Below are 16,985 nucleotides of genomic sequence, written 5' to 3' on the forward strand. Positions count from 1 at the left end.
CCACCCCGCTACGCACACACGAAGGCAGGAACCATGATGGAATACCAGACTGCGATACGCGGTGCATTTTTTGATATTGCCCGGGTCTGCGACAGCGCAGACGCCATTGCCCGGCACGCGCGCTACCTTGAGGACGGCCTGCTGTTTATCCGGAACGGAAAAATTCTGGCACAGATGCCGTGGCAGGAGGGCGAGCAGTATCTTGACCCCCACAAGGGCTACACCGACCTGCGCGGCAGGCTGCTGCTGCCCGGTTTTGTCGACACCCACGTCCATTACCCGCAAACGGAGATGATCGGCGCCTTTGGCGAACAGCTGCTGGAGTGGCTGACCACCTACACCTTCCCGGTGGAGAGCCAGTTTGCCGATGAGGCCTACGCGAAAGAGATCGCCGAATTTTTCATACAGCAGCTGGTGAGCAACGGCACCACCACCGCGCTGGTGTTTTGCACGCTGCATCCGCAATCGGTCGAAGCGCTGTTTACCGAGGCCCTGCGCCTGAACATGCGCCTTATCGCCGGAAAGGTGATGATGGACAGGCACGCGCCGGACTACCTGAGCGAAGACGCAAAGCAGAGCTACCGGCAGACGCGGGCGCTGATCCAGCGCTGGCATCACCGTGGGCGGTTGGGATACGCCATTACGCCGCGCTTTGCGCCGACCTCATCACCCGAGCTGCTTGCGGCGGTCAGCCTGCTCAGAGAGGAGTTCCCGGACACCTGGCTGCAGACCCACCTGAGCGAAAACCCCAACGAAGTGGCCTGGGTAAGCGACCTCTGGCCGGAGCATGAGCGCTATCTGGACGTGTATCACCACTACGGCCTGACCGGCGAGCGCAGCGTGTTTGCCCACGCGATCCATTTGCACCACAGCGAGTGGCAGTGCCTGCATGACACCGGATCGGCGGTGGCGTTTTGTCCCACTTCGAACCTGTTTCTCGGCAGCGGGCTGTTTCGCCTGCCCGCCTGCTGGCAGCACAGGGTGCGGATGGGCATCGGCACCGACGTCGGCGCGGGCACCACCTTCAGCATGCTGCGCACGCTGGGCGAAGCCTACAAGGTCGGCCAGCTTCAAAGCTACCGCCTGCGTGCCAGCGAGGCCTTTTACCACGCCACGCTGGGCGGCGCGCACGCCCTCCGGCTGGATGACAAGATTGGCAACTTCGCGGCAGGCAAAGAGGCGGATTTTGTGGTTATCGACCCCAACGTCACGCCGCTGCAGCGCCTGCGCAATCGGCGCTGTCAGGATATCTACGAGCAGCTTTTCGTGCTGATGACCCTGGGCGACGAGCGCAACATCAGCGAGACCTGGGTCAACGGCGAGCGGGTATGGTCAGCTGCCCCGGTAGGTTGACCACCCGCCGGGGGCAATCACAAACGGCAGATGGAAGTGTTCGTCTGCCGTTTCTCCCGTGACAAACTCAATGTGCGCGCAGGGATAGATCGTCTTCCGGCCGGTATCGCTAAACCACGCCCCGATCTCCGCCACCAGCCGATAGCGGCCCGCGGGCAGAGAGGGAACGAACGCGGCGATGCGCCCCTGGGCGTTGGTCACGCCCGTGGCCAGCGTCTTCCCGTCCTGTTGCAGATGAACCGTCACGCCCTCAGCGGGCTTGCCCGTCGAAATATCGAGAATATGGGTGCTGAGTGTGCTCATTCGTGGATGACTCCTTCCAGGCGCAGCAGCGTAATTTCCCGCAGCTGTTCCAGCGCGGCACGGATTTCCTGCGCGTCGCTGTTCTCCAGCCGCGCGTGCAGGGCCTGTAATATCTCCTCGCCGCTGCGGCCCTTCGCGCGGATCAGAAAGACGCGTCCAAAGCGGGCTTCGTAGCGGGCGTTGCCTTCACGCAGCGCCCGGGCAAGAGCAGCATCGCGGTCATTCACCGCCCCCTGCTCCTGGCGCGACAGCGCCGCCTCCGCCGCTGAACCCGCTGGTTTTTCCCCGATGCGCGGATGGGCGCTCAGGGCTTGCGCCAGCGCCGCTTCGTTCCAGTTTTGCATCAGCGATTTCGCCGTACTGAACAATTCGTCCCGGCTGGCGTAAGGCCGCCCGTGAACCAGCGCATCGGCCCAGCGGGGAAGCGCCACGCAGGGGTGAATCAGCGCTAACGCCTGTTCATGGGGAAGATGATTGAAGTCGTGCAGTGCGATCATAGTGTCTCCTTTATTGTCCTTCTCCAGGCTATTGCACAAACCACGCCACCCTGAGCACAGGCGTGAAACAGTCGATTCCACAAGGTCGACCAGGAAATTTTTGATTCATAAAAAGGCACGCTCACCGCGTTTACGCACCTTAGCAGTGCAAACGTCTCCCTTACAACGCCGTTTTCGCCATGCTGCAGCCTGGTACGCAAATTGCTGACTGTCTTTACACCCTGCAAAAGGAGAGAAGCATGAAAGCAATCGTTATTGGCGCGGGTATTGGCGGCCTGAGCGCCGCCGTCGCGCTGAAGAAAGCGGGCATCGACTGTACCGTGTTTGAAGCCGTAAAGGAGATCAGGCCCGTCGGGGCGGCCATCTCCATCTGGCCTAACGGCGTGAAATGCATGCAGCACCTCGGCATGGGCGACATCATCGAGACCTGGGGCGGGCCGATGCGTTTTATGGCCTACAAGGATTACCGGCGCGGCGATACCCTGACCCGCTTTAGCCTTGCCCCGCTGGTTGAGCGTACCGGCGGACGCCCCTGCCCCGTCTCGCGCGCTGAGCTTCAGCGCGAAATGCTGGACTTCTGGGGTCGCGACAAGGTGCAGTTCGGCAAGCGCGTCGAAGGCGTCCATGAAGACGACGCGGGCGTGAGCGTGACCTTCACCGATGGCACCACCGCCGCCGGGGATTTCCTGATTGCCGCCGACGGCAGCCACTCGGCGGTTCGCCCGTACGTGCTGGGATACACCCCGGAGCGCCGCTACGCGGGCTATGTGAACTGGAACGGGCTGGTGAAGATTGACGAAGAGATCGCCCCGGCGCACCAGTGGACCACCTTCGTTGGCGAAGGCAAACGCGTGTCGCTGATGCCCGTCTCCGGCGGACGCTTCTATTTCTTTTTTGACGTGCCGCTGCCCGCAGGCCTGGCGGAGGATCGCACCACCCTGCGCGCCGATCTCACGGGCTACTTCCGCGGCTGGGCGCCGCCGGTGCAAAAGCTTATCGCGGCGCTGGATCCTGAAACGACCAATCGGATTGAAATCCACGACATTGAGCCGTTCGACAGCCTGGTGCGCGGCAACGTCGCGCTGCTGGGCGATGCCGGGCACAGCACCACGCCGGATATCGGCCAGGGCGGCTGCGCGGCGATGGAAGATGCCGTGGTGCTGGGGGAATGCCTGCGTGAAAACCACAACATCACGCTGGCGCTGCGGCAGTACGAGGCGCTGCGCTGCGACCGCGTACGCGACCTGGTGCTGAAGGCGCGCAAGCGCTGCGACGTCACCCACGGCAAAGATATGGCGTTGACGCAGGCCTGGTATCAGGAGCTCAAAGAGGAGACCGGAGAGCGCATCATCAACGGTCTGTGCGAGACCATTCAGGGCGGCCCATTAGGCTGAACGTAAGAGGGACAACGATGAAAAGAGAACCGACCCCACCCGCCCACTGTACGTTTGAGCCAGAGGACTGGCTGCGTCTGGCGAAATGCTGGCATCCGGTCGCGCGCGCCTGCGACGTCGGTCCGGCGCCGGTCAAAGCGACGCTGCTGGATGAGCAGCTGGTGATTTACCGGATTAACGACCAGGTCGTGGTTGCCCGTGACGTGTGCCCGCACCGCGGCGTGCCGCTGACGCTCGGCTTTCACGACGAGCACGGGATTATCTGCCCCTATCATGGCTTACGCTTTGGCGAGGACGGGCGCTGCAACCGTATTCCCTCCAGCCCCGACCAGCCCGTTCCGGCGAAGCTGAACCTGATTAACTACGCGGTCGAAGAGCGGTTCGGGCTGATCTGGGCCTGCCTGGCCTATGATCCGGATAACCCCGCGCCGCTGCCCGCCATGCCGCACTGGGATGACGACGGATTTCAGCAGATTAACTGCCCGGCGTTTGAGGTGAACGGCTTCGCCGGACGTCAGGTAGAGGGTTTTCTGGACGTGGCGCACTTTGCGTGGATCCACACCGAAACCTTTGCCGACCCCAATAATCAGCTTGTGCCTGCCTATCAGCCACAGGAGACGCCGTTCGGCTTCGTGGCGGATTACTGGAGCGCCGTGAGCAACTATCCCGCCAGTTCCCCCGTGCAGGCTCCGGAAGGGTTCCAGTGGCTGCGCCATTTTGAAATGCACCTGCCGTTCACCGCCACCCTGACGATTCATTTCCCGGGTGAATCGCGGCTGGTCATTATGAACGCCGCATCACCGGTATCATCGCGCGTGACCCGCATGTTCGCCCCTATTGCCCGCAATTTTGACCTGCATATTCCGGTGGAGGACGTGCATGCCTTCAACCTGCGGATTTTTGAAGAGGATCGCCTGATGGTCGAAACCCAGCGCCCGGAAAGCCTGCCGCTGGACCTGACCCTGGAAGCGCATATCCCCGCAGATAAAAGCTCGATTGCCTACCGTCGGGGACTGAAGAAGATGGGCTTTGGCGAGTTTTTCCTGGTATGACGGAGGTCGATATGCTGAGCGTAATTGTTGACGGGTTGTGGCGCGAGGGCGACAAAAGCCTCGCCGTCAGGCTGGTGGCGGAAGACGGCGAAGCGCTGCCACCCTGGCAGCCCGGCGCACATATTGATGTTCACCTGCCCTGCGGCGTGGTTCGCCAGTATTCCCTGACCGGAGCGTGTAGCGGTGAGAGCTACCTGATCTGCGTGGGGCGGGAAACCGCCTCGCGCGGCGGGTCGAGCTACGTTCACGAGACGCTGCGTCCCGGCCAGAAGCTGATGATATCGGCCCCGCGCAACCTGTTTCCGCTTCAGCAGGCAGAGCGGGTTTTGCTCCTGGCGGCGGGAATAGGCATTACGCCGCTGTATGCGATGGCCCTGCAGCTGAAGGCGACCGGAACGCCGTTCACGCTGCACTACTACGTCAGGAACCGGGAAAGCGCGGCGTTTACGCGCGAACTCTCGCTGTGCGATGAGTGTATCATTCATACCGCCAGCCCGCGCACCGCGCTGGCGGAAAATCTCCCCGCGGCCGAATCGGGCCTTCACGCCTGGGTCTGTGGTCCAGCAGGTTTTATGGAAAAAGTGCGTGAGGTCGCCACGGCAAAGGGATGGGATGACGCCCATCTTCACAGCGAGGCGTTTCAGCCCGTTGCGCCCGCCGCAGGCGGTGAAACCGGGGAGATCTTCACGGTCAAGCTGGCCTCCACCGGGGAGCGCTGGCCGGTGCCTGCGGATAAAACCATCGCCCAGGTGCTGCAGGAAAATGGCGTGGCGGTCCCGCTTTCCTGTGAGATGGGGATCTGCGGCGCCTGCCTGACGCCGGTGATTGACGGCGTGGTGGATCACCGGGATAGCGTGCAGTCGGAGGCGGAAAAAGGCGCAACGGACCAGCAGGTGGCGCTGTGCTGTTCGCGAAGCTATTCCGGGGAGCTGGTGATTGGGCTGTAAAACGAAAAAACCCTGCGATATTGCTATCGCAGGGTTTTCAAATTTGGCGGAAGCGTAGAGATTCGAACTCTAGAACCCTTTCGGGTCGCCGGTTTTCAAGACCGGTGCCTTCAACCGCTCGGCCACGCTTCCAAAGTGAGGCGCACTATAAACATCTATTAGCGCCTTGTAAAGCAGGAATTTTTCGATTTTTCCCCACGGGCGTTTGACTGCGCAAAAAGTCACCCAAACGCTGACTTCACATCACTCTCCGCGACCTTGTACATACCGTAACACAGCAACGCTCATCCTTTTAAATCGCTCTGGTATAGAATGCCACAAAAATAGACGGCCATTTGTTGTGTAATTGTTATAAATCTGAATTTCCGCAGATTTAAGACATTACTGCCATGCAGTGTTACTGGTTGATGATGAAAATCAAAAATACGCTTTGCTTACATTTTCTGATGGCCTTTCTGGCCATTTTGTTTCTTTGTCTTCACCCGCTGGTGGCGAGCTTCGATCCGCCGCTTACCTTCCAGCCGCTGATTAAATCAATGGCGGGCACGCCTAAAGAACAGGCGGAAAAAATTGCCACTATCTCTCATGCCTTAGAAGGGAATGCGATATTCTTCATTGGTGCGTCTGAGGTGGCGACGTCAGAAGATGAACATTACGCTGTCTATAATTACTTTAATAAGCAATTGCACAAACCCGTCGTGGCGTATGGCGATGCGTTTGTCGATGACGAAACGCAGTTTTTACTGTTCTCACGTTTTAAAAATAGCCTTAACGCAAACAGTAAAGTTGTTTTGCTGCTGGCACCTGACAGCTTTTACTCAAAAGGCCTGCCTCCCGCTATCTATGCTGATAATTTCCCGGGTTCTGTTTTTAATCCTTTGATGAAGGATCCGCAGGCACGCCCAATATTGGTTAATTATTTAAAACATATTGAGAGTAAAGAAATAAGCCATTTAACCTTTGGCCAAATGCGTGTCTTTGGCTGGCACCCCGATCTGATATGGGACGAGGTGAGTTTCCAGTTTGCCAACGTCTGCACCCTGATAAAAAACGACTGGCTGGCGCTGCTTCACGTCACGCCCCGGACGGAACAGCCGTGGCCGCCACAGCCAACCACCCACATTGCCCCTGACTGGGATAAAGAGCTGGCGAATGCCCGCGAGTTAAATAAAAAACGCCAGCAGAGCGCGGCCACCCTGTGGATGGACAAAACGATTTACGAGGAGGACGGTACGCGGCAGCAGTGGGATGACACGCCGGTCGTGCCTGCGCAAATCGCTGCCTTCAGTAAAACCGTCCAGCTGCTTAAAGAACACCACGTGCAGGTGATTGCTATCGTCGACCCGGTTAACCCCTGGGCGCTTTACAACACCGATACCTTCCGCCCGGTGGATAAGCAAATTAAAACCATTCTGGAAAAGAACCAGATCCCGTATTTAGATATGTACGCCATGCCTTATCAGAATGGCTGGAACTGGGATCGTTTGCACCCTTCCGAACTGGCCTGGGTTCCTATGATTCGCTTTATTGCACAGAGCTTTAAATAATGAAAATCGTGATTCGTCTTTTTTTCCTTTATCTCCTGCTGGCGATCACCATCGTCGCGTGGACCTCTGTCGATGACAGTATGAGTATGCAGCTGCATTTTGAATATCAAAAGTTCTGAGGCCGAATGATGTATAGCTCAGGAATGTTTTTTGTCTGTTTGTTTTCATCCGCCCTGGCGTTTGCGCTGGTCAATCGCCTATTACGCCATCGCCTGACGTATTTATCGGCATTATCCGTCATGGCCGCATTAGGCTGGGGCTATATTTTTCAGGGTGATTACCGTGTTCCCGCGGTCGTTTTTATCATTTTTTATCTAGTCGCCGCGTTAAAAGAAAAAGGATGGTTAAAAACCTGGCAGGCGATTGTGTTAACGCTGCTTCCTTTATTTTTGGTGAAATTGCACCTTAATCATCATCTCGGCATGATCGGCCTCTCTTTTATGACATTCCGCGCGGTGGACGTGCTGCTCTATCGCAGTAAAAAAGAAGGGCAGAATTTCCTGCACTATTTCTGCTATCTGTTTATGCCCTTTATTATTCTGGCAGGCCCAATGTACCGCTGGCGGACATGGATGAACGACGTCAGCAAGCCCGTCTTTGCCCTTAACCGCGAACAGTTTTTAGTGGCGCTGGAGCAAATCATTACCGGCATTATCCAGAAGTTCCTGTTTGCCATGCTGGTTGATTCGCTGGTCGTACAGCCCTGGAGCCATAAGCCGTTTACGCTGACCGTGGGCGTGGTGATGTCGATAGCCTACAGCGCCTACCTCTACTTTGATTTTGCGGGCTACAGCAATATGGCCATCGGTGCGGGCCGCCTGTTTGGGCTCAACATCCCGGCAAACTTCAATATGCCGCTTCTGGCAAAGAACCCGCAGGATTTCTGGCGCCGCTTCCACATCAGCCTGTCTGAATGGCTGCGCGATGTGGTCTTTATGCCCGTTTATATGAACCTGATGAAGTTCAATTTTTTCCGTCAGAACAAAACTCTGGCGCAAAATATCGGTATTTTCTGCACCCTGTTTTGCATGGGGGCATGGAATGGCCTGGAACGCCATTACGTCATCAGCGGCGCGCTGTTTGGCGCCATTTCTGTCGCTCACAACATGCTGCTGTGGTCAGCCAAACGCAGCCCGGCGTTACACCGCGGGTTGCAGTATCCGGCTGTTGCGTTTTTAGGGCGCATTCTGACGCTGGGAAGCGCCGCGGGCGCCCTTTACATCTTTAGTGGAATGTCACCTCTATGAAAAATCTCTCCGATCTTCAGGAACTGCAGGATTTCTTGCGTGCGGCATTATGCGATCCCGCCTCCCCGCAGCAGCTGGCCATCAGCGGCAGCGACGAAGCCTTAAGCTGGCTGCAGCTTTCCGCTGCCGTGACGGACTGGGCGCAGCGCTATCAGCGTAGCCAGCCTGTTGCCGGTACGCCGGTCGTCTTGTACGGACACCAGCAGGCCGAGTTCGCCGTGGCGATTTATAGCTGCCTGCTGCACAACATTCCGTACATTCCGGTGGACTGCATTTACCCGCAGGAGCGCCTGCGGGAGATCTGCCATCTGGCCAGCGCCCCTTACTATTACGACGTCGCGACCCGGCAGTTCATCGCCACGGGTGAACCGGGCAAGGTGCTGGAGGAGCAGGATCTGGCCTACATCATGTTTACCTCCGGCAGCACCGGCAAGCCTAAAGGGGTGCAGATTGGGCGTGAAAGCGTGTGGCACTTCATGAAATGGGTCAGCCAGGACTTTTCGCTGCCGGAAAAACCGGTCCTGATGAACCACGCGGTGTTCAGTTTTGACCTCTCCCTGATCCCTTTGCTGGCGAATCTGGCGATGGGTGGACACATCGTGCTGAACGCCAAAGACGATATTCAGAAAGCGAACTGGCTGGAGCGACTGAAAAGCAACGCCGTCTCCGCCTGGGTTTCCACCCCCTCTTTTGCTTACCAGCAGCTGCTTTCCCCGCAGTTCAACAGCGAGTATTTACCTGAACTCAACGTCTTTATCTTCATTGGTGAAGTGTTGAATAAAGCGCTGGTTAAACAGCTTCGCCGCCGCTTCCCGCAGGCCAAAATCATCAACTCCTATGGCCCAACGGAAGCGACCATCGCGACTACCGTGGTCGAGATCACGGATGCGATCATGAACAGCGACAGCGCCGTGCTGCCGGTGGGGGTCATGATGCCTGAGAGCAGAATGGAAATTTCCGCCGAGGGCGAGCTGATTATCTGGGGTAAAAACGTCATGCGCGGCTACCTCGGCCTGCCGCAGGAGAACGCAGAAAAATTACTCCGTCGGGAAAATGAAGCATTTCGCGGCTACCGGACCGGCGATCTGGGCTATGAAGCGGGGCTTATCTACTGCCAGGGACGCAACGACAGCCAGGTCAAACTGAATGGCTACCGTATTGAAATCAACGAAATTGAAAACCGCCTGCTGGCGATGTCCGGGATTAACGAAGCGGTGGTGATGCCACTGATGAAACCCTGCGGCAGCGTGCTGCGCATTGCCGCGTTCTGCGTGACGGAACTGGCGCCGGATACCATCAAAACCTCGCTCTCGAAGGTAGTCCCCCACTACATGGTGCCGTCACAAATTATCGTAAAAGACGCTTTGCCGCTGAATCCTAACGGCAAAATTGACCGCAAGCTGCTGGACGCTTACGCCCGCACAAATTAATGACTCCAGGAAAAATTATGGAACAAGAAATTCTCGCCCTGTTCGAAAAAGTGTTATCCCGTAAGGTGGGCTTTCACGATGAGCTGATTGAATCCGACATTCTCGACTCCATCCTGGCGGTCGATATGGTTCTGGAAGTGCAGGACGTTTACGGCTGCACGATCCCGCCGACAGACGTGGCGACGGTGCTGAAAACCCCGGCGGACCTGGCCCGCTATATTGAAGAAAACCGCTAAACGCCCCTGCTGTTAATCCTGCCCTGAAGGCTCTGGCGCATCGCGCCAGAGCCCAGACGCAAAATGAATATCCTTCACCGGAATTAAACCAACCGCTTTTGTGATTTCTCCTACACTTTAGGGGTCGTGTTGTTCTTAACAGAGGAGTCTGCGGTATGGCATTCGTAACCACGAAAGACGGCGTCAACATTTACTACAAAGACTGGGGTCCGAAAGAGGCTCAGCCCATTGTCTTCCACCACGGCTGGCCGTTGAGTGCCGATGACTGGGATAACCAGATGCTCTTCTTCCTGGCAGAAGGCTATCGCGTTATCGCTATCGATCGCCGCGGACATGGACGATCGGACCAGGTGAGTGAAGGCCACGATATGGATCATTATGCGGCCGATGCGTCAGCCGTGGTTGAAAGCCTTGATCTGCACAATGCCGTGCACGTCGGTCACTCCACCGGCGGCGGACAGGTCGCCCGCTATGTTGCGCGGTATGGACAACCACAGGGGCGCGTCGCCAAAGCGGTGCTCGTCAGCGCCGTCCCGCCTCTGATGGTCAAAACGGAGACGAACCCCGGCGGAACGCCGATCGAGGTCTTCGACGGCTTCCGCAAAGCGCTGGCGGCTAACCGCGCCCAGTTTTATCTCGACGTTGCCAGCGGTCCTTTCTACGGTTTTAATCGCGATGGTGCCGACGTTTCGCAGGGTACGATCCAGAACTGGTGGCGTCAGGGGATGATCGGCAGCGCCAAAGCCCACTATGAGGGGATTAAGGCGTTTTCAGAGACCGACCAGACGGAAGATTTGAAAACCATCACCGTTCCCGTTCTGGTGCTGCAGGGCGATGACGATCAGGTTGTGCCGTATAAAAATGCCGCCCTTCTCCAGGACATGCTGCTGGCGAACAGCGTGCTGAAAATTTATCCGGGCTTCCCGCACGGGATGCATACCACCCATGCGGATACTATCAACGCGGACATTCTGGCCTTTATTCGCTCATAACGCCGCGTTTCTTGCCGGGTGGCGCTGCGCTTATCCGGCCTACGCCACGATATCCCGCTCAATGCATGAACGCCACCCGAGGGTGGCGTTGTTTATTCCGCTTAGCGATTATCCAGCTGGGCGCGAACGTTGTTCAGCCCGGTGGTGTTGATGCGGTAAGGCTGCCCGTTCACGGAGCGGATGAGCTTTTTGGTGCGGAGTTTTTTGAAGACGTTCAGCGTGCAGTCGCTCAACACCAGCCCTTCACGGGTGTAGCACTCAACGGACGTGACGCGGCCAGAGCTGTCGCGGACGTGCACGATACGCCCACCTTTGGCGAGAACGTGTAAGGTACGTTGTTCCTGACGGGATAAATTCATACTGGAAAACCTGTGTAATCATCATGCGTAAAAACGAGCCCACACCCGCAGGTGCGTGCGTAAGGTTTAAGCGCAGCGATAACCAGTCCGTCCTGAAAAGGGCGGGAAGCTGATTATCTGATGAAAACATTCTCCAGCATCAAAGCCTCGGTAAGCGATGAAAAGGTATTTACGGGGTGAATGATAACGCCGGGGTTTTACAGGGAAATAACCGGGTCTTAAAAATGTGAGGCGGATCGGCTAATCCAAAAGAAAAACCCCAAGTCAACGAGTAACCTGGGGTTTATATCTGGCGGAAGCGCAGTCCGCCAAATTAACGTCCGAGAACGCCAGAAATAGTTCATTTTTACCATTAATAAACAATATGTTGTCAAAAACAGATGTCCGAAGACGTCTTGCGACATCCGAGAAAATCTGACATTTTATGCAGTACCTTATGTATGGCGGGTTGTATGACAGGGTTTAACATATGCCAAAGAAAGCCAAAGAACTCACCGGACTGGCCGTTTCCAAGCTAAAAACTGAAGGCTCTTTTGCAGTTGGTGGGGTTGATGGTTTGTATCTCCGGGTTCGGGGTCAGTCCCGTTCATGGATACTCTGTATCGCTATGGGAGTCAGAGTAAACAGATTGGGAAGGACAGTCCCCAGACGTTTGAACATGGGACTTGGTGCCTACCCTGAAGTCTCCTTAGCTGATGCCCGTGATAAGGCTCGTGAACTGCGTAAGCAAGTCCGTAATGGTGTTAATCCCCTTGAAGAAAAACACGCCGCCAGAGCAGAACAAGAAAAGCTGGCTCATAAGAGAAAGACGTTTACCGAATGCGCTGAAGAGGTTATCGAAATTAAGGCCAAGGAACTTAAAAATCAGAAACACATTGCACAATGGCGTTCAACGCTTGAAGCCTATGCTTACCCTGTCGTAGGTGAAAAGCCTATCAGCGCAATCACGAAAGTTGATGTACTGGCAATACTTGAACCTATCTGGTTAACAAAAAATGAAACCGCCAGCCGCCTGCGTGGTCGTATTGAAACCATTATTGATTACGCCAAGGCGAAAGAATACTTTGAGGGCGATAACCCTGCTTCATGGAAAGGTATGCTTAAACCCCTGCTGCCAATGCCAAGTAAGGTTCAGCAACAAAAGCACCATGCAGCCCTGCCCTATAGTGAGATCAAACCCTTTATCTCTGAACTGCAGAAACGAGCGGGCATTTCAGCACGAGCACTTGAGTTTTCAATCCTGACCGTCGCACGTTCTGGTGAAGTCCGTGGCGCTGAATGGTCAGAAATTGATCTGAAGAACAAAACGTGGACCATTCCCGTCAGCAGAATGAAAGCCAGTAAAGAACATCGTGTACCGCTGTCTGACGCTGCGGTAGCCCTGTTAAAGGCTTTACCACGTTTCAAGGACAATAATCTTGTATTCCCTGCCCCTCGTGGTGGACAGCTATCTGATATGTCTTTGCTGGCAGTACTGAAACGAATGGGCCATAGTGGTTTAACACAGCACGGTTTCCGATCAACATTTCGTGACTGGGCTGGTGAAACTACAGATCATCAACGTGAAGTTATTGAACACGCACTGGCCCATCAACTAGCTGATAAAGCAGAGGCCGCTTATCAGCGCGGAACGTTATGGCCTAAGCGTGTGGCGTTGATGGATGATTGGACGCGATATTGTTTTGCCGTTTAACTGCTCTGTTTGAAAACACCATCAATAAAGCGCTGCGTAAGATGGGCTATGACACTACACAGGACATCTGCGCTCATGGTTTCCGCACACTAGCCTGTAGTGCCTTAATTGAGTCAGGTTTGTGGTCAGAAGACGCTGTAGAGCTTCAAGATGAGCCATAAGGAAAGCAACAGCATCCGTGCTGCTTATACCCACACAGCCCAGCATCTTGAGCAGCGCCGCCTGATGCTCCAGTGGTGGGCTGATTTCCTTGATGCTAACAGCAACGATATGGTCAGGCCGTTTGAGTTTGCTACAAATAAATAAAGGGAAAGGCCGTTCGCGGCCTTTCAACTTCATGCTTAATTACAGTCTATGCTGAATATGATACTGAATCTTTCTCTATCGCTAAACCAGCGATTTTTTCCAGCATTATTTCCCAGAGTGCGTATTTTCTTTTGTGCTCAATAAACAGAGATTTTAAATACTCTTCTGTTGAAGGGATTTTTTCAGTCCATGCAATATCTTTACTGTAATCAATGCTTTTTTTCATATCAGATGCCGCATAGGTGTAGTATTTACTCTGAGAACGACTGATACTGTCCTCTGCCAGCACTCTACGGAGCAGAGTTGCAGAACATGCATAACCATGCCTGTAAAGCTCACTCGATAAGGTACGAACAAAAGAACCGCGTAATAAAGACATCATCTCTGCGATTTCATTTTCACTCGCATTCATGACTTCAGAATCAAGTTTTCCATAACTATCTGTCCCGGACAAGAAAAGAATAACAAACGGAAAGCCTTTGTTCTTTGCTATGCCAGAGAACAAATCCAGTGAGTCATTATTTTTCTCTACCCGATTATAGATATTATAAAAAATAACATCACACCTGTTCTTAAATCCGTCTATACAAATTGTTTTTGCCTGCTGAATCTCGCCTTCTTCAATCAACGCCAGAGCCAACACCTCAGTCCATTTATCACGAAGCCCTGCCTGATCAACTGATTTATCTTCTTTGATTTTATTGAGAACCTGAATGGCTTCCTCAGTGCACAGTTCATCAACCAGCAACTCAGCAAACTTAATGATGTATTCTGGCTGGTTCAGTTTTCTTTTCTCAAAGCATTGCCTGATGAAATCAACATCCCTGATATACAGACTTAACTCAACAGCATAATTAACATCACCTGTCTTAAGAAGACTTTCCCTTAAAGCACGAATAACATTGTATCCCAGCTCTTTTTTATACTTATCAAAAATATCAAAGTTAAAATATACATCACCTTTAAGCACGGAAAGTATTTTATCCGCTATAACATCAATGCTTTTGTCTTTTTGTAGGGACAGGGATTTTAACCATGTTTCGACTGCACCATTATAATAGTCCATCCATGATCCATCTGATGTATCAGCAATTTCGCTGATTTTATCAAATGAGAGCAGTAAATCATGGCAAAACGCCTCGGTTTTTTCAGGCAGCGTTGATACCGTCTTTTCAAGTGGAAATATGACATTCCTGTATAGCCCCTCAAAAAAAACCGCTGCTTCATAATAATCATAAAAGCGTTTTGTTTTAATTACCCTTTTGTATTCAGCCTCAGCCTTTTTCAGTGATTCTTCTGGAGTTAACAGATATTTATTAATAATAAAGGATTTTGCCTGACCATTACTCTCTGCAATATCACAAATTATTTGCATGAGTTGATCGGCAGGCATTTCCTTGAGTAAAGCAAGTTGTTTCTTGTTCAGTTTAGCCATCATCACATCCTGATAATGTTTGGTAGACGCATAAAAGCTAATTGTACTAATACAAGGACAGGACATTCAATAAATGCATTAACATAATGATTTAAAAAGAAATCTGCAGCACACTGTTCATTGATGAAATGCACTATTTACCGTAAAATATCCCCCATCACACAGTAACCTGATACAGATACGTGGAATGGTCAATGAACAAACTTTCGCCTGAAATGCCCGAACTGCAATCAATGAATATCACTGCCGATAACATCACCAAACTTAAATCATTGTTTCCTGAAGCTTTTAATGAAGACAGTGTTGATTTTGAGGTTTTAAAGCAGCTTTTGGGTGAAAATGTAGACGACAAAGAAGAACGCTATGGCCTGAACTGGCATGGTAAACGTCAGGCTCGTCAGCTTGCTCTTACCCCTTCCCGTGGCACCTTGCGTCCATGCAAAGATGAAAGCGTTGATTGGGATAATACCAAGAACCTCATGATCGAGGGCGATAACCTTGAAGTGTTAAAACTTCTTCAAAAAAGTTACGCTGGAAAAGTTAAGCTTATATATATTGATCCTCCTTACAACACCGGTAAAGATTTTGTCTATCCTGATAACTTCCAAGATAATATGAAAAATTATCTTGAAATTACTGGACAGACAGAAGACGGAGCACGTTTAAGCACAAATACAGAAACCAGTGGACGTTATCATACTGATTGGCTGAACATGATGTATCCTCGTCTTAAGCTTGCGAGAAACTTGCTTAGTGAAGATGGTGTTATTTTTATTTCTATCGATGACTCAGAAATAGAGAATCTGAAAATCACCTGTAATGATATTTTTGGTGAAGACAACTTCATATCAACTATATCACGACTAATGAAAACTGGCGGTGCAAAAGGGAATTTTTTCACGCCAAATGTTGAATTTATTTTAGTTTACGCAAAAAATATCAACAGAGCGACTCATTTCAGAGCAAAGATTGGTGCAGAACAAATTGCAACTTATTATAACAAAACACAGAGCGGCGGCATACGCGATGGTGAAATTTATGGTGAAGAAAGGCTTTATAAAGCTAGCTTGGATGCAAGGGCTAACCAACGCTACTGGATAGAATGTCCAGATGGTAGTTTTGTTATTCCTCCGGGTTCCACTTTCCCCAACAGTGTGAAAGAAGGAGTGCAGATCACTCCTGAACGAGGTGATGGTGTATGGAAATGGACGTACACAAGATATAAAGAGGAATATAACCTCGGGAATATTGTTTTCAAAGAAACCACTACATCAGCACTTGTAGATGAAGAAGGGAAGCAGGCAAAATATAACATATACAACAAGCTTTGGTTAAAAGATCAGCAAGAAAAAGGAATGGTGCCGGGAAATTTAATAAATAAATGGGAGAACAGACAAAGTTCTAAAGAATTAAAAGAACTTGGCATACCATTTGATTTTGCTAAGCCCACAAACCTTCTGAAATATCTCGTTGAAATTTCTAGAGTTAAAGAAAATGAAATTGTCATGGATTTCTTTGCTGGTTCAGGCTCCTTTGGCCATAGCCTTTACAAGTACAATGCCGAAAACAACACTTCGCTGAAATATATATTAGTTCAGTTACCCGAAAAATTATCATTTGATAATCAGGAGCAAAAACAGGCATATAACTTTTGTGTCCAAGAAAGGCTACCAAAAACTATCTGTGAATTAACCAAAGAGCGCCTCCGCCGCGCTGGTAAAAAGGTTCGTGAAGACAATCCAGAGTGGAAAGGTGATGTCGGTTTTCGTGTGTTTAAACTCGATACATCTAACATTCGTCCGTGGGAAGCCTCTGCCGAAACCCTTTCAGAACAGATTGATGCCTATGTAAGCCCAATCCTTGAAGGCCGTAGTGAAGAAGATTTGCTCACAGAGTTGATGCTCAAACGTGGCATTGACCTGAGTGTAAACATTGAAACCCGTCAGTTTGATGGATTAACCGTTTCTTGTGTTGACGGTGGCAAATTGTTTACCTGCTTTACCAGTCAAATCCCAGCCTCTTGTGTTGAGGTACTAACCAAGGGGATCATCGACTGGCATAAGAGTTTAAAAGCTGGCAAAGATACTGTCTGCTATTTCCTTGATGACGCATTTGAAAATAATGTTGCTAAAACAAATCTTTGCGCCATTCTGGAACAACATGGCCTAACTAACCTGCACAGCCTGTAAGGGAA

At 52.3% G+C, this 16,985-nt stretch carries 15 protein-coding genes, 1 tRNA gene and 1 pseudogene; 12 read left to right on the forward strand and 5 right to left on the reverse strand.

Features of this window, described 5'->3' with window-relative positions:
- Positions 1 to 36 precede the first annotated feature (36 nt).
- Entirely contained in the window at positions 37 to 1,353 is a 1,317-nt protein-coding gene (gene guaD, locus ACOTXI_RS01420) for a guanine deaminase (protein WP_008499856.1), read from the forward strand.
- Here guaD and uraH read toward each other — a convergent pair.
- Both uraH and uraD read right to left on the reverse strand, forming a co-directional pair.
- Positions 1,333 to 1,656, reverse strand: coding sequence for a hydroxyisourate hydrolase (gene uraH, locus ACOTXI_RS01425; protein ID WP_008499857.1), 324 nt, complete (start codon positions 1,654 to 1,656; stop codon positions 1,333 to 1,335). The two genes, guaD and uraH, sit on opposite strands and share 21 nt — an antisense overlap.
- The gene (gene uraD, locus ACOTXI_RS01430; RefSeq protein ID WP_008499859.1) at positions 1,653 to 2,153 is read right to left on the reverse strand and encodes a 2-oxo-4-hydroxy-4-carboxy-5-ureidoimidazoline decarboxylase; all 501 of its coding nucleotides are present in this window, start codon (positions 2,151 to 2,153) and stop codon (positions 1,653 to 1,655) included. Before uraD ends, uraH begins: the two co-directional genes overlap by 4 nt.
- Before the next feature lie 239 nt (positions 2,154 to 2,392).
- Here uraD and hpxO point away from each other — a divergent pair, with 239 nt between their 5' ends.
- From hpxO to ACOTXI_RS01445, 3 genes are read left to right on the forward strand one after another with little or no spacing between them, the layout of a single operon-like run.
- A complete protein-coding gene (gene hpxO / locus ACOTXI_RS01435) occupies positions 2,393 to 3,547 on the forward strand; it encodes an FAD-dependent urate hydroxylase HpxO (RefSeq protein WP_021240834.1) in 1,155 nt (384 codons plus the stop codon).
- A 17-nt stretch (positions 3,548 to 3,564) separates the two neighbouring features.
- Positions 3,565 to 4,599, forward strand: coding sequence for a molybdenum cofactor-independent xanthine hydroxylase subunit HpxD (gene hpxD, locus ACOTXI_RS01440; RefSeq protein WP_044596852.1), 1,035 nt, complete (start codon positions 3,565 to 3,567; stop codon positions 4,597 to 4,599).
- An 11-nt stretch (positions 4,600 to 4,610) separates the two neighbouring features.
- Positions 4,611 to 5,546, forward strand: a complete 936-nt coding sequence (locus tag ACOTXI_RS01445; RefSeq protein WP_087855307.1) for a PDR/VanB family oxidoreductase — start codon at positions 4,611 to 4,613, stop codon at positions 5,544 to 5,546.
- 44 nt (positions 5,547 to 5,590) lie between these two features.
- Here ACOTXI_RS01445 and ACOTXI_RS01450 read toward each other — a convergent pair.
- Positions 5,591 to 5,678 (reverse strand) — tRNA-Ser (locus ACOTXI_RS01450).
- Positions 5,679 to 5,956: 278 nt separating this feature from the next.
- On the opposite strand from ACOTXI_RS01450, the gene ACOTXI_RS01455 reads away from it, so the two are divergent.
- From ACOTXI_RS01455 to ACOTXI_RS01475, 5 genes are all read left to right on the forward strand, one after another.
- Entirely contained in the window at positions 5,957 to 7,093 is a 1,137-nt protein-coding gene (locus tag ACOTXI_RS01455; RefSeq protein WP_031274971.1) for a D-alanyl-lipoteichoic acid biosynthesis protein DltD, read from the forward strand.
- Positions 7,094 to 7,221: 128 nt separating this feature from the next.
- On the forward strand, positions 7,222 to 8,340 hold the full coding sequence (locus ACOTXI_RS01460; RefSeq protein WP_058654615.1) for an MBOAT family O-acyltransferase: 1,119 nt from the start codon (positions 7,222 to 7,224) through the stop codon (positions 8,338 to 8,340).
- A complete protein-coding gene (locus ACOTXI_RS01465) occupies positions 8,337 to 9,770 on the forward strand; it encodes an AMP-binding protein (RefSeq protein WP_023292851.1) in 1,434 nt (477 codons plus the stop codon). The genes ACOTXI_RS01460 and ACOTXI_RS01465 overlap by 4 nt, the downstream gene beginning before the upstream one ends.
- Positions 9,771 to 9,787: 17 nt before the next feature.
- On the forward strand, positions 9,788 to 10,006 hold the full coding sequence (locus ACOTXI_RS01470; RefSeq protein WP_021240839.1) for an acyl carrier protein: 219 nt from the start codon (positions 9,788 to 9,790) through the stop codon (positions 10,004 to 10,006).
- A gap of 155 nt (positions 10,007 to 10,161) precedes the next feature.
- Complete coding sequence (locus ACOTXI_RS01475) at positions 10,162 to 10,998, forward strand: alpha/beta fold hydrolase (protein ID WP_058654616.1); 837 nt, start codon at positions 10,162 to 10,164, stop codon at positions 10,996 to 10,998.
- 101 nt (positions 10,999 to 11,099) lie between these two features.
- Here ACOTXI_RS01475 and ACOTXI_RS01480 read toward each other — a convergent pair whose 3' ends face one another.
- On the reverse strand, positions 11,100 to 11,357 hold the full coding sequence (locus tag ACOTXI_RS01480) for a YjhX family toxin (protein WP_032674491.1): 258 nt from the start codon (positions 11,355 to 11,357) through the stop codon (positions 11,100 to 11,102).
- A 469-nt stretch (positions 11,358 to 11,826) separates the two neighbouring features.
- Between ACOTXI_RS01480 and ACOTXI_RS01485 the strand changes: the two genes are divergently transcribed.
- Both ACOTXI_RS01485 and ACOTXI_RS01490 read left to right on the forward strand, forming a co-directional pair.
- Complete coding sequence (locus ACOTXI_RS01485) at positions 11,827 to 13,050, forward strand: tyrosine-type recombinase/integrase (RefSeq protein ID WP_048975197.1); 1,224 nt, start codon at positions 11,827 to 11,829, stop codon at positions 13,048 to 13,050.
- Between the two features lie 11 nt (positions 13,051 to 13,061).
- Positions 13,062 to 13,356, forward strand: a pseudogene (locus tag ACOTXI_RS01490) (tyrosine-type recombinase/integrase); the annotation flags it as partial.
- Positions 13,357 to 13,402: 46 nt separating this feature from the next.
- Here ACOTXI_RS01490 and ACOTXI_RS01495 read toward each other — a convergent pair.
- The gene (locus ACOTXI_RS01495; protein WP_103786796.1) at positions 13,403 to 14,791 is read right to left on the reverse strand and encodes a SpnT protein; all 1,389 of its coding nucleotides are present in this window, start codon (positions 14,789 to 14,791) and stop codon (positions 13,403 to 13,405) included.
- A 194-nt stretch (positions 14,792 to 14,985) separates the two neighbouring features.
- Here ACOTXI_RS01495 and ACOTXI_RS01500 point away from each other — a divergent pair, with 194 nt between their 5' ends.
- The gene (locus ACOTXI_RS01500) at positions 14,986 to 16,980 is read left to right on the forward strand and encodes a site-specific DNA-methyltransferase (protein WP_063963646.1); all 1,995 of its coding nucleotides are present in this window, start codon (positions 14,986 to 14,988) and stop codon (positions 16,978 to 16,980) included.
- The last annotated feature ends 5 nt before the right edge of the window (positions 16,981 to 16,985 follow it).

Source organism: Enterobacter cloacae complex sp. BZL2005 (assembly GCF_049238885.1).
In the GTDB taxonomy this organism is placed as follows: domain Bacteria; phylum Pseudomonadota; class Gammaproteobacteria; order Enterobacterales; family Enterobacteriaceae; genus Enterobacter; species Enterobacter roggenkampii.